Annotated in this window: 11 protein-coding genes, 2 pseudogenes and 1 riboswitch; of the genes and pseudogenes, 4 read left to right on the top strand and 9 right to left on the bottom strand. The window is 58.7% G+C overall.

From position 1 onward, the window contains the following. Positions 1-154: 154 nt before the first annotated feature. The 6 genes and pseudogenes from ISN39_RS21050 to ISN39_RS21025 all read right to left on the bottom strand — a co-directional run bounded on the left by ISN39_RS21050 (position 155) and on the right by ISN39_RS21025 (position 3,459). A complete protein-coding gene (locus ISN39_RS21050; protein ID WP_194730292.1) occupies positions 155-643 on the bottom strand; it encodes a metallophosphoesterase family protein in 489 nt (162 codons plus the stop codon). 68 nt (positions 644-711) lie between these two features. Continuing rightward, a pseudogene (locus ISN39_RS21045) lies at positions 712-839 on the bottom strand (IS630 family transposase); the annotation flags it as partial. A 172-nt stretch (positions 840-1,011) separates the two neighbouring features. Next, entirely contained in the window at positions 1,012-1,518 is a 507-nt protein-coding gene (locus ISN39_RS21040; protein WP_194730291.1) for a hypothetical protein, read from the bottom strand. Positions 1,519-1,524: 6 nt separating this feature from the next. Continuing rightward, positions 1,525-1,908 carry a type II toxin-antitoxin system VapC family toxin gene (locus ISN39_RS21035; protein WP_194730290.1) on the bottom strand — a complete coding sequence of 128 codons (384 nt, stop codon included), beginning with the start codon at positions 1,906-1,908 and terminating at the stop codon, positions 1,525-1,527. Further along, positions 1,905-2,162 (bottom strand): type II toxin-antitoxin system prevent-host-death family antitoxin, encoded by a 258-nt coding sequence (locus tag ISN39_RS21030; RefSeq protein WP_194730289.1) that lies wholly within the window; start codon positions 2,160-2,162, stop codon positions 1,905-1,907. The genes ISN39_RS21035 and ISN39_RS21030 overlap by 4 nt, the downstream gene beginning before the upstream one ends. A 194-nt stretch (positions 2,163-2,356) precedes the next feature. Then, a pseudogene (locus tag ISN39_RS21025) lies at positions 2,357-3,459 on the bottom strand (RHE_PE00001 family protein). 144 nt (positions 3,460-3,603) lie between these two features. Here ISN39_RS21025 and ISN39_RS21020 point away from each other — a divergent pair. The 4 genes from ISN39_RS21020 (at position 3,604) to ISN39_RS21010 (ending at position 8,162) form a co-directional block, all read left to right on the top strand. Then, the gene (locus ISN39_RS21020; RefSeq protein ID WP_246763492.1) at positions 3,604-4,800 is read left to right on the top strand and encodes a metallochaperone AztD; all 1,197 of its coding nucleotides are present in this window, start codon (positions 3,604-3,606) and stop codon (positions 4,798-4,800) included. A 39-nt stretch (positions 4,801-4,839) separates the two neighbouring features. Then, positions 4,840-5,074: riboswitch (cobalamin riboswitch) on the top strand. Between the two features lie 249 nt (positions 5,075-5,323). Beyond that, on the top strand, positions 5,324-6,364 hold the full coding sequence (locus ISN39_RS36500; protein ID WP_246763362.1) for an ABC transporter substrate-binding protein: 1,041 nt from the start codon (positions 5,324-5,326) through the stop codon (positions 6,362-6,364). A 59-nt stretch (positions 6,365-6,423) separates the two neighbouring features. Beyond that, a complete protein-coding gene (locus ISN39_RS21015) occupies positions 6,424-7,401 on the top strand; it encodes an iron ABC transporter permease (protein ID WP_246763491.1) in 978 nt (325 codons plus the stop codon). Then, positions 7,398-8,162, top strand: coding sequence for an ABC transporter ATP-binding protein (locus ISN39_RS21010; RefSeq protein WP_194730286.1), 765 nt, complete (start codon positions 7,398-7,400; stop codon positions 8,160-8,162). The genes ISN39_RS21015 and ISN39_RS21010 overlap by 4 nt, the downstream gene beginning before the upstream one ends. A gap of 714 nt (positions 8,163-8,876) precedes the next feature. On the opposite strand, the gene repC is transcribed toward ISN39_RS21010, so the two are convergent. The 3 genes from repC to repA form a co-directional block, all read right to left on the bottom strand. Further along, the gene (gene repC, locus ISN39_RS21005) at positions 8,877-10,139 is read right to left on the bottom strand and encodes a plasmid replication protein RepC (protein ID WP_194731849.1); all 1,263 of its coding nucleotides are present in this window, start codon (positions 10,137-10,139) and stop codon (positions 8,877-8,879) included. Between the two features lie 149 nt (positions 10,140-10,288). Beyond that, complete coding sequence (gene repB, locus ISN39_RS21000; protein ID WP_194730285.1) at positions 10,289-11,335, bottom strand: plasmid partitioning protein RepB; 1,047 nt, start codon at positions 11,333-11,335, stop codon at positions 10,289-10,291. A gap of 51 nt (positions 11,336-11,386) precedes the next feature. Beyond that, entirely contained in the window at positions 11,387-12,601 is a 1,215-nt protein-coding gene (gene repA, locus ISN39_RS20995; protein ID WP_040116398.1) for a plasmid partitioning protein RepA, read from the bottom strand. Positions 12,602-12,825: the final 224 nt, after the last annotated feature.

The following is a 12,825-nucleotide window of genomic DNA, read 5'->3' as shown; positions in this document are numbered from 1 at the left end:
CTCTTTCATTCGACCAGGCCCGGGCGGGACATTTATGCGCTACGACCATTTGCTCTGTCCAAACGCAATCCGTGTCACGCGGTCGCAACAGGGATGGGGAACGCAGCGCCTTTCGGCATTGTCAGTCGCCATCGAATGATCGAGACCGCAAGTGTCACGGCAATGACAGCAGCTGCGCAAGTGTGACCGGTCGGAGAGCCCGCGCATCAACGCCGACATCATATTGCCGGGGCATCGGCTTCAGCCGGCCATGCGAATGCCCATGAAGGTTGATCGAGTTCTTGCCCATCTTGTGCCAAGTCCGGAACGGAAAATGACATAGCACGACAAGATGCGCGTCTGTAACGAGCTCGGCATAATGCTGAACGCTGGTCCAGTTCTCAGCCTTCGTTGTCGTCTCGGGATCACAGTTGCCAATAATCAAGTGCTTGCGGCCGTTCAGCATCGAAAGAAGCTGATCGCAGTCGCCCCCTTTCGCCGACATGAAGTCGCCGAGATGCCAGATGTCGTCGTCTTTTCCGACGATGGCATTCCAGTTCCTGATCAGCGCAACGTCGTGCTCTGCCATACCGGGGAACGGCCTGCGATCGATCCGTAGCACACGTGGGTCGGCGAAATGGGTGTCACTCGTAAAGTAGATCATGAATGGAACAATGGAGCGGCGGCGGCCAGAGTCAAAGTGCCCAGCAAAAAGCCGCGCAAAACGCTTGCCTTTCGGGCCCAACCATCGAGTGGGCCATGTTCGTCTTGATCCAAGTCGCGTCAATACAGACCAGTCGTGCCGGATCGAGGCGTGTCTGCCATCCTTTCCAGCGACGGGCAATATCGGCACGCGCTTGCAAGGCAGGGCGTCAGTTTCCCGGACGAGAAAACAGCAAAATCCAGTCGTCGGACTAATCTGTTCCGAAGGGGTGTCCCGCGCGGCCGACGATCACGGGATCATCGATGAACAACGGCTCCTGAGCGATGTCTTGGGACCATCGCTCAAAGATGGTTTTGCCGCGCTTGCTGTTATTGACGCCTACAAATGTTGGATGAATGTCGACTTCGGCTTCCTTCAGCGTCGCCAAAGGTCTGAGTCTGTGATGAGGAGCCGTCGGCTACCCCACGGGGCCACTTCCCCAAAGGCACCACTTCCGCCATACGCCGAAAAACGAGCAGGGCGAATTCAGGGACAACGGCGTGAGGACGAACGCGAATAACGGTGTTTTGAAAACAGCCGTCGGGTATTTCGCCCTGCCAGATTGCCGCGCGCCCTACCTGCTTGGGGCTGCCGGCCGCCTCTGCAAGCAAGATGTCGCCGACTTGAAACTGAAATACCTGACGCTCCGCTGGCGAAAAATCCATTTCCAATACGTCGGCAACATCTATTCCGTTAGCCGTGATGTTGGCCGCACGAACGTACTTCGTGGCAAATTGTCCGGTGTGTTGGTCCGGCGAACGCTGTCGCACCGCCCAAATCTTGGCGACGGTAGTCATCACCCACCCTTCTGGCAATATCATCGCTTCTGTCACCATCGCCCCTCAGATAACTCTTTCAATATCGGTCTTCGTAAAATCATCGCCGACAAAGAGCAGGCGGCAAGCATGTTCCTTCGCCACTTCGTAGGCGAAACAGTCCCCGAAATTCAGCCCCGCTGGATGGACGCCCTTACCCCACATTTCATATGCATGGGCGACCCGCCTCGCAGAAGCGGGCGTAAGAGATACAATTTCGAAGCCCAGCCCGTCGATAAGGCGTGCCATCTCCTCCCCAACATTCCGCCGAGCAGACACGATGAGAGCTTCCGCGACTGTGCCCGCGGAGATTAGAAGGTCGGCTTCGGTTTCGAGCGCACCGATGCAGAAATTCGCTTCAGGTTCATCTAGCACGATCGCCATCAGCGCCGACGTATCTACGGCGATCATTCCGGAAGGCCATCAGCACCGTAGAGAAAATCCTGGCTACGCGCTGCGTTGGGTCCGGTCGTCGCCTTCGTGGACGCGGCGGTACGAACCGCCTCGAGTAGCGCCCGACGAGATCTTCTGTCAGGCCCCGTCTTTACGGGAACAAGACGAACTGCCGCATGGCCATGCCGGGTCAAGATAACCTCATCTCCCGCTTCGGCACGCCGAACCAACTCTGTCAATTGACCTTTCGCTTCAGTAACGGACACCTGCATCGCCTGCTCCCTATTCCGGACCACTTAAAGGTCCAATAACGTAAGATATCTAGACCATATCTTGGTCCAGAATCAATGCCCTTTCTTTTTAGAAGTTTAGGGTGCGCTGGCACTGCTACGCATGTTCAGCCTGCAGCTCGATAACTCACTGTTCACGGTTGTCACAGCGTTGCCCACGCCCCTATGCCGACCACTCAGACCACTCCCCACGCCCGAAACTTCTCCCTCCCCGTCAATCTCCCTCAAGCCCAGCTCGCCGACGATTCTGACCGCTGTTTGCGGCGTGACGTCGATCGCCTTTGCGACCATGCCGGTTGACAGGAGCGGCCTCGACATCACCAGCTCGATCAGCTGCGGCAGTTTTGACGACGTCCGCCGTCCGGTGAGCCTCCGCTCCATCGACTGCCGGGCAAGCGTCAGCCGATCGTGTTCATTGAGGTCAAGCTCGGCCGCGGCGATGATGGCGGCGAGCAGCGCCAGCAAAGGGGTTTCGCGGTCGCGATGCCGGCGGCGATCGACCGGAATGGATTTCAGGCCGAGATTGATCGCGGCCAGATGCCCTCCAGTCGTCAGGCCGGCCTGACGTAGCAATGACGCTGCCCGCGGCCGGCCGAGCCAAGGCGCATGCTGCAGGACCTCCAAACCATTCCAGGCATCGAGGGCGACAATCGCCTGCAGCACGCGTGGAGAACTGTCGAGCTCGCGCAGGACGGCTCGCCATTCGCCGAGCCGTTCGTCCTCGTCCCAATCCAGATCATAAGCGAATGGATCCTTTTCGCGGCCGCCGGCGCGGCTGGGCGCACTAGCCTGTGTGAGCGCCGCCTCGGAGCGAGCGAGCACCGCGTCGATCGCCGCCAGCTCTGTGGCGAGCGGATCAGAAGCATCGCTCCGCTCCCCTCCTCCGTTCACTGCCTCATCAGCGGGTATCGGCTCGCCATCGGCCACGGCAGCACCTTCGACGGTAATTGTTTCGCTGGCACCGCCGTCGGCGACGATGTGACCCTGGCCGCGCAGGTTTCGCAGTCCCTCGGGACTGAAGCGCCCAACCATGCGGCTGGGCCGCAATCCGCCGGCGGGTTTTCAGAACGTCGCGGGCGATGGTCAGTTCATGGGTCGGCGTGCGGATGTCATGACTGGCATCATGCAGCACCAGGTCTTCCAGATGAACCAGCTCGCCGTCGATCCAAAGCGAGGCGCAGGCGTCGGCGAAATGCGAGCGTTCGACAAAACCCTGCCCGACTGGCGAGCGGGCGATGCGCTCGTCGAGCCGAGCCAACGCGCGGCCGGCGTCGGACATAGGTCGCAGCAGGCTTGTGGGGGGCAGCTCGAGCGCTACATCGCCTTCGGCCCCGACGGCCTGGACATGTTTCTGGAACTCCGCTAGAGAATGTAATGTTATTACATATCAGAAAAGGGATTTCCTATGATACCCAGATTGACGATGGCCGGAGCGTTTGCAGCAAGCCTCTTGGTGAATCCGGCCTCCGCTCAAGAGGAAAAGCAGACATGGCGCCTGTTCATCGCCGACCACACGGCTCCCATGGTTCGTTCATTCGACGTCAAGACCGGTGAGCAGATCGGCGAGTTTGGGCTAAAGGGTTATGCGGCGCTGGCCGCCAGTCATTCCGGCCAGACTGTTTTTGCCGTTCAATCAGAAGCTAATACCGTCCAGGTGATCAAAACCGGCGTGACGCTTTCCGACCATGGCGAGCATCGCGATCTGGAAACATCCGCACCTTTGCTGCTGCAAGCCACACTCGACGGGAAACGGCCGGTCCACGCCGTCATGCATGGCGACGACGTGGTATTGTTTTACGATCGGGAAGGCAAAGCCAAGCTCGTTTCCGAAGAAGGTCTTCTGGAAGGCGCAGCATCCGAAAAGCTCATAGACGCGACGGCACCTCACCATGGTGTCGCCGTGCCCATGGGGCGGAATATGCTGGTCTCGGTTCCCGATACCAAGGCGGAAACCAAACCGGATGAACTGCCGCCACGTCTGGGTTTACGTGTTCTAAGCGCAAACGGAAGACAGGTCGGCGACGTCACGCCCTGCACGGCGCTGCACGGAGAAGCCTTCTCGGCAAAGCTCGTTGCCTTCGGCTGCGAGGAAGGTGTCCTGATTGCCCGTCCTGGCAAGGAGCAGACCGTGCAACTTAAAATGCTGGAATATGGCGACAAGCTGCCGAAGGGAAAAGTGACGACCTTGCTCGGCAGTAAGGTGATGCAATTTTTCCTGGGCAACTACGGCGAGGACAAGATTGCCCTGATCGACCCAGACGGCACCGAACCGTATCGCTTGGTCGACCTGCCGACCCGCCGTATCGATTTCGCGCTCGATCCTACTCGGGTCAAGAATGCCTATGTACTGACCGAAGACGGGCAACTGCATCTTATCGACATTCTAAGCGGTCAGATCATGACGTCGGCAAGCGTCACCGAGCCTTACAGCAAGGATGGTCACTGGCGCGATCCGCGCCCCCGGCTCGCAGTTGCAGGCGATCAGATTGCCATCACCGATCCTCGCCATAGCGTTGTGCGGATGATCGATATTGAGACCATGAAAGAGGTTCGAACCCTTCCAGTTGAGGGACTGCCTTTCGGCATCGTCGCCGTCGGGGGATCAGGCGCCGTCCATTGATCGCTCTTGTCTCCACGGCTTGACGTGACTGTTGCGCTCGGCATAACTGAGCGCGACGGTTCCCCGAAGTAGACTCCGAGGGGATTAATAGGGAACACGGTGCGGACGACCCAAAAGGGACCAAGACCGTGGCTGCCCCCGCAACTGTAAGCGGATTGCCGATCATCCTCGTGGCGCCAAGCGCCATGCCACTGTGAGCTCGTTCTCACGGGAAGGCAGATGGTCCGGTGTATATCCGCGAGCCAGGAGACCTGCCGTCAAAGAGAGATCCAATTGAACGGGCGGGGTTGCCCGGAACAGGAGACGAGATGATTTCTTTTGCCGCCCCTAATCGGCGCAGACCCCTTCCGCGTGAGACGGAACGGATCGCTCTTTTCAATAAACCATAGTCGCTGCAGGTAAGCCCGTCGTGCCGGACGGCTCGCCCGCCCGTATGGCGGCGGCCACCTTGCGCGTTTCCCATCAACATCGGAGCGATCAGGCCGCCGTGCCGACGCATCCTCAATTCCCTATGAGTGTTTCCATGTCATCCGATCCAAAACTTCGGCGGTTCATTCTGCGCCTTGCCTTCGCGGTATTGGCAACCTCAGCGATTTCTGCACCTGCTTTTGCCGCTTCGACCACCTACCCCCTGACAATTGCCAATTGCGGCCGATCCATCACCTTCGATAGAGTGCCGGACAAGGTGGTATCGATCGGCCAGGCGATGACCGAAATCCTGCTGTCGCTCGGCCTTGCGGATCGCATCACGGGCACGGCTGTCTGGTTCAGCCCAGTGCTCAAACAATTCGACGCGGAAGACAGCAAAATCAAGCGGCTCGCCGACAATGATCCGAGCTTCGAGGCGGTGGTCGGAACCGGCCCCGACCTGGTTGCTGCCGAGTTCGAGTGGCATGTCGGCCCGAACGGCTCGGTTGGAACCTACGATCAGTTTTCGAAGCTTGGCATCAACACCTATGTCGCGCCGGCCGATTGCGCCGCCAAGGATAATACGACGGGTGGTGATGGTGTCCGCAAGGAAATGCTGAAGACCGAGGTCATCTATCAGGAGATCGCCGAACTTGCCGCGATCTTTAACGTTCAGGACCGCGGCGAGGCATTAGTCGCAAGGCTGAAGGAACGTGAGGATAAGGCGATTGCATCCGTTGCCGGGGCAAGGGTAAGGGATATCCCGGTCGTATTCTGGTTCTCCAGCAAGGAAGTCGACGGGGAAGCCTTCATGGCCGGCCGCAACGGCGCGCCCGCCTATATCATGCAGGCCCTTGGGGCAAAGAACGTGATTGCCACGAACGAGGAATGGCCGTTGGTCGGCTGGGAAACGGTCGCCGGCCTCAATCCCGCAATCATCGTCATCGCCGGGATGGATCGTCGCCGCTACGTTGCCGACGATCCGGCCATCAAGCTTACGTTTCTGAACACCGATCCTGTGGCAAGCAGGATCAGCGCTGTGGAAAAGAAGCAGGTGGTCGTCATGGACTCGCAGGCAATGAGCCCATCGATCCGCCTTGTCGACGGCATCGAGAGGCTTGCAGCAGCCATACGGCAGTTTGGACTGGCGAAGTGAGCAAAGACGCCGGGCAACGTAACGGATGGGGCGGCTTTGCCGCCTTATCCCTGCTTTCAATGGCTGCACTGACATTGGCGATAGGCCTCGCCGTGTCGATCGGCGAAATCGTCATACCGCTGCGGACGATTGCGCAAGCTATTGCCAACCGAATGTTCGGCGCCTCCTTCGCAATCAAGCCGATCCATGAGGGTATCATCTGGGACTATCGACTGAGCCGCGCCCTGGTCTCTGCAAGTTCCGGCGCGGCTCTTGCGATGACGGGCGCCATGCTGCAGGCCCTGCTTCGCAATCCGCTTGCCGAACCTTATGTGCTTGGCATTTCGGCGGGCGCCTCGACCGGCACGGTCGCCATCATGATCCTCGGCATCGGGTCCGGCGTGCTGACGCTTTCCACCGGTGCTTTTTTCGGTGCGGTGGCAGCCTTCGGTCTCGTCTCCCTTTTGGCCGCAGGCGCAGGCGGCGGCGCCGATCGGATCATCCTGGCAGGCGTTGCTGGTTCGCAGCTCTTCAATGCGTTGACGTCCTACATCGTCACGACCTCGGCCAATGCCGAGCAGGCAAGGGGTATCATGTTTTGGTTGCTCGGGAGCCTCAGCGGCGTGCGCTGGACGGATGTTTTGCTCGTCACCCCCATTGCCGGCGGCGGCTTTGTCATCTGCATGCTTCACGCACGTGTGCTGGATGCCTTTGCCTTCGGTACGGACTCTGCCGCAGCGCTCGGCGTACCGGTACGGCGCGTGCGTCTTACCCTTCTTGGACTGACGGCGGTGATGACCGCTGCCGTCGTCAGCATCGTCGGTTCGATCGGCTTCGTTGGTCTTGTCATTCCGCACGCGGCGCGCTTTCTGGTCGGTCCGGCTCACGAGCGGTTACTGCCGGCAACAGCGTTGATCGGGGCGATCTTCATGGTACTTGCCGATATCGTCTCGCGCACGATCATCCCGCAGCAGGTGCTTCCAATTGGCGTGGTCACGGCACTTTTCGGCGCGCCTGTCTTCGCCCTCATCCTCTACAAGGCAAGGAGGCCGGTATGAGCATATCGATGCGCAACGTCGCCTGGTGCGCCGGCGGCACAATGATCGTCGATGGCGTCAGCCTTGATGTTGCGCCCGGCAAGACGCTTGGTCTGCTCGGACCCAATGGCTCTGGCAAGTCGAGCCTGCTGCGTCTCATCTGCCGGCTGCGGCAGGTTGAGAGCGGCGTCATCAGACTGGGCGAGAGCGATATCAGCACGCTGGCGCGTCGCGAGATTGCCCAGCGTATCGCACTGGTCGAACAGCAAGCGACAACCGATGCGGACCTTTCGGTGAAGGATGTTGTCCGCCTCGGGCGAACACCGCATCGAGGCGCGCTCTCCCCCTGGGATAGGACGGACGAAGACGCCGTCAATGCGGCACTGGAACAGGTCGGCATGACGGCCAAGGCTTTACAGCTGTGGCGCACGCTGTCAGGTGGCGAGCGTCAGCGCACGCACATCGCTCGCGCCCTTGCGCAGACGCCGACCGAACTGCTGCTTGATGAACCAACCAATCATCTCGACATCCAGCATCAGTTGGAGCTGCTGGATCTCGTCACGACGCTTCCGGTCACCAGCGTTATCGCATTGCATGATCTCAATCTGGCGGCAATGTTCTGCGATAGCCTGGCCGTCCTGCATAGCGGCCGCGTGGTTGCTGCCGGGCCGCCCGAAGCGGTTCTGACCGAAGAGCTCGTTCGGGATGTATTCGGGGTTCGGGCTCATATCGAGAAGTCGGCGGTTCACGGCAGGCATTTCATCCAATATCTCACCCGTTAAGGACGGCCCTCGTCTGGAGCGATGTCCGCTTCCAGGCTGGCGCCGACCTGTCCATCCCGCCGGTTTTGCCGCAAGGATGCTTCGATGTCGCATCTTGCCGATCTCCGGCGCTAGACGACATGCTTTCCTTGACCATAAGGCCCCGTTTAGGTACCATAGCAGCATGATTTCCGGGAGATCAGATCAAGTTTAGTCGATCTCTAACAGTTTGTTATCACAGACTATTCAACATCTAACGGAAACAATCACGACATTTCGTTCGGTCACTGCGGCCCCTGTTTCAGGCCTTGCGATGCCTTGATTTCTCGGGCTTGAACGAGTGACGCGCCTCCTGCGGCTTCTCCACCCCTGCCGGACTTCCGAATTTCGATCCTATCGCAACTCCATCAGTTGCCTCAGGCCGTTTAGGGTCGCACCGTCGGCTCCGTTGATCGCTCCTGCCGCATCAAGGAGGCGGGTACACTTTGCCTATTGCAGATCCGAGGAAGCAGCATGGTTGGATCTGAAGTACTGATTGCAGCGTCTGGCCGATCAGCGCGTCGGCGGGCATTATGTCCTACGAGGCTTTGATCGTTCCGACCGGGCCGTAACCCGCACCGTTGGGCGTGCCGGCAAACGAGGAAGAGCCGAAGTAACGTGGATGCGGCGTCGGCCGACGAAGGTTGCGGGGCTGTCGTTTTGGGGCCGGTCAAGTGTGAGTTTACTGCAGTCAACTCAATGATGGGCGTCATGATGTTCCCGTGTCCTTGCAAGCGCCATCAACATCGATCCGATCGCAAACTCGCCGCGTTGGGCGCGCCGCGTGAGGTCGCGCAAATAACCGCCGGCTGAATTTATCGTCCCCGACCGTTCGAAAATGCAGGCCAGCACGGCTGAGGCAGCTTGCGGACCCATGACACGGCAAGCGTCCCTGTATGCTGAGGGACTGATATGAAGCATTGAACTGACGATAGCTCCTGCCGCAATGAGGTCCTGCCAAGTTCTGATAGTTCCGGCAGGACCATAGCTACGCACTTCCGGGCATGCCTGCAGGACGAGGGAGAGCGGAAATATCGTCGATACGGTGTTGGTTCTTGCCTGTGGTTGAGGGAGCTCAGCGTCGCTGTCGTTTGCCGGATCGATCATTGGCGAGTTTACTGCAGTCAACTCAGGGGCTCCAGATTCAACATCGGCTTCAGAATCAAGATTAGATTCGGATTCTGTTATCTGTATGTGCCGCTCATTTTGTGAGTCATTGGCGCTCAGATTGTCCGTTTTAATTTGTATTTCCAGTCGCTTGACGATTTCATCGCGCAATGTGTCGAGGAGATCCAAGGTGGATGCAACCGCATGGGCACCAGCTGCGCGCGGCAATTGGTTCAGGATATCGTGAAAGCGTGTGTTGACCGCTTGCCAGTCTCCGGGAAGCTCTTCACTGATCGCTGCGTGGACAAGCTTTGAGATGTCGCGGCGGGTGAGCGTGAGACGTTCCTTGAGCGTTTGGATGTAGAGGCGGTCGGCAGAGACTTTCGCGGCCAGGAGTTCGATTTCGCAGGCGCGCGCAAGCAAAGGGGCGAGTGAGAAGCCAAAAGCTTCGTGGATCCCGCCATTGCGGTTCTTGCGAGCGTAGCGCTTTCCGTTGGGGCTGTCCTTGCGGATCACGAGGCCGGCAGCGACGAGGACGGCCATATGCCGCCGGATCGTTTGCTCGGCCATGCCATGGCAGCGAAGTGAGAGCTGGGTGTTGGAGGGAAAGACGACAAGACTGTCATCTGCAGCAAGCTCGCCTTTCGGGTAGAAGCTCAAAAGCGCGTTCAATACCGTGAGCGCTCTGTCGGATATATCGAGCAGAGGCTTGGCTTCACAAAGCGCACGATAGATTTTCCATTTATCGATTGAGGCGCCTGGCTCAATTTTTTGGCTGGTGACCTGACTTGCGAGCATGCCAAGTGTCATCGGCCGCCGCCCAAAAGGCGTCGTCACACTTCCGCTTTCCATTTTCTTCGCCTTCTTCAAGGCAAAAGATATCAGCTCACCGAAAATAGGTGCCGGAGACTCTTGACTATGTTGTGCGGAAATGTGATTCTCTGGGTGTCTAGATCAGAGAGGGCTTCCGCTACGGCAACGTTCGGGGGCCTTTTCTTTTGCTAATGATCTCCGTTCTTTCCTGTCGTCCTGCTATCCTCGAACGCCTCGTAGAGCCGATCGAGATTATCCGCGATATAGGTGCCGAAGGCCGACGCCTTCCCTGCCCTCAGCGCGATGGTGAATTGCTTCCCGTCATCCTTGATCTTCGCCTTGACGGAGCCGTCCCTGCGCTGCCACTGGGTCACGGCCGAAGACGGCGTTGCGGTCTGGACGGCTGATGCCGGCTTCTTGCTGAGGAATGCGCCAAGCATGTCGAACCGGGCATCCGGCTCGGCAGCTTCAAAGGCTGGCGTTTCGATAAACAGCATCGCCCGCTCGGCAGCGTTGTCTTCTTCGAATTTCGCCGAAAGGTCATGCCAACGGTCGCGGCCGGTTGCGCGTGCTGCGCCAATTGCCGAAAGAATCTCGGCCGGAATGCGCCGGGTGACCGACAGCATCTTGGAGATGGTCGTCTTGTCAGCGTTGAGCGCTGCCATGATCGTCTCCCGATCGAAGCCGAGCTTGTCGAGTTTGTCGGCAAACATCGTCCGTTCGATGAAGGAGAGATCCGCGCGTGCGGAGTTTTCCTGTCCCTGGGCAATTACATGATCACGATCGGCAAGCTTCTTGACGACGGCGCGAACCGGCCGCCCAAGTTCCTTGGCAGCGCGCGCGCGGCGATGGCCGAAGGCGATCTGGAACTTTCCATCCTTTTCCGGATGCGGGCGGACAAGAATGGGTGAATCCTGCCCTCGCAGGCGGATGGCTTCCACCAATTCCTGTAACTGCTCATCATTGTGCCCGAGACGGTCGCTGACGAAGGAATCTTCGATGAGTGCCGTGTCGAGATCAATCACGGTTTCGCCATGGGCGAGCCTTTCTTTGATTTCGCGCGCAGCGTCAGCCCTTGCAGCAAGGGCATCGATACTGCGGGTAACGGCACCGAGCGCGCCAATTCCCTTGAAGTTCATCTGCTGCTTATCGGGGTCGTTTACGGGCTCGCTGTTTACGGCAGTAAACTTCTTGGAATCGTCCATCAGGCCCGAGAGGATATTCTTACGTGCCATTCTTTCTCCTCCTGGCGGTTGAACGGTTGGTTGCTGTCAAGCGGTGCGCCGTCATCTGCGCCCCCATGCCTTATGGATGAGCTCGGCGATTTCGCCATTTACGGCGCTCATGGCCTCCATGGCGCGGTCATAGGTCGCGCGGGTAAACTGATTGCGCTCCACCTCGTAGAGGGTCTGGTTTGTCATGGCAGCATCCGAAATCGCCACGCTTCGCAGCATGGGATTTGTGAGCACGTGATTGCGGAACATTGAGCGCATGAAGGCGACCATCTGCGTCTGTGGCCCATCCTGCGGGTCGTAGCGCGTCACGAGATAACGCAACCAGTCGAGATTCATGTTGCCGCCGGCGCCTTTCAGCGTGTTCAGCACCTCGCCCAGCATCTGCAGGAACTGGCACATGGACATCACGTCGAGCATTTGCGGATGAACGGTGATGAGCACGGCGGTTGCGCTGCAGATGGCGCTCATCGTCAGGAAGCCGAGCTGGGGAGGGCAGTCGATGACGACGACATCATAGTCGTCGGCGACGGAAGACAGCGCCTCGTCAAGGCGGGCAAAGAAGATGCGGCCGTAGTCGCTCGCTTTGCCCTGGGCAAGCACGCGCGGCGTATCATGCTCGAATTCCATCAATTCGAGATTGCCTGGAACCAGGTCGAGATTGGGAAAATTGGTTTTGCGAATGATTTCCTTAAGCGGTCGCCGCTCGTCGTCGTAACGGATTGCCGCATAAAGCGTCTCGTTTTCGTCGACGTCGAATTCCGGCTGGAAGCCGTGGATCGCCGAAAGCGAGGCTTGCGGGTCGAGGTCGACGGCAAGAACGCGGTGGCCAGTCAGCGCCAGATGCTGGGCGAGATGGGCAGCACTCGTGGTTTTGCCGCTGCCGCCCTTGAAATTCACGACGGCGATGACCTGCAGATGTTCATTGCCTGTGCGGTGCGGGACGTAACGCGTGCTGCCTCTGGCATTCTGATCCAAGAACAGCCGCATTTCATCCATCTGCCTGGCGGTATAGGATCTGCGCCCGGATGGCGTCACCTGCGGCAGGGGCCCCTTGCCCTCCAGCGAAAGATTGCGAAGATAGCCGCTCGTGACGCCAAGGAAACGCGCCACCTCGGCAAGCTGGAATTCGCGCAGGCTTTTCATCGCACGGGGCGGAAACATTTCCAGGCGATGCTGCTTCAACTTGTCGGACAGTTCCTGTGCCTGGCCGATGATCAGCTGGTCGACATCAGAAATTGCTTTACCAATTGTAGGTGCCATATTCATGGAAATCTCGAAAATGCGATTTTAACGCCGTGAGGCCAATGAAACCGCATTTAGCGCCGATTCTCATTTTCTTGCAAGGCCGCTGGCTTAACAGGCGGTTAAGCACCTTCTAAACGGGCTTTTTCGCGCAATACTTACCCGCGTCACCGAAGCATGGCTTGCGGAAATGAACCTCTTTTTAACTTCAGTAATGAACTGGAAACAAATCATATCAGCGCATTAGC

The sequence above is a fragment of the Rhizobium sp. 007 genome, assembly GCF_015353075.1.
Classification (GTDB): Bacteria; Pseudomonadota; Alphaproteobacteria; order Rhizobiales; family Rhizobiaceae; genus Rhizobium.
This window is presented reverse-complemented; position numbering and strand designations above follow the sequence as displayed.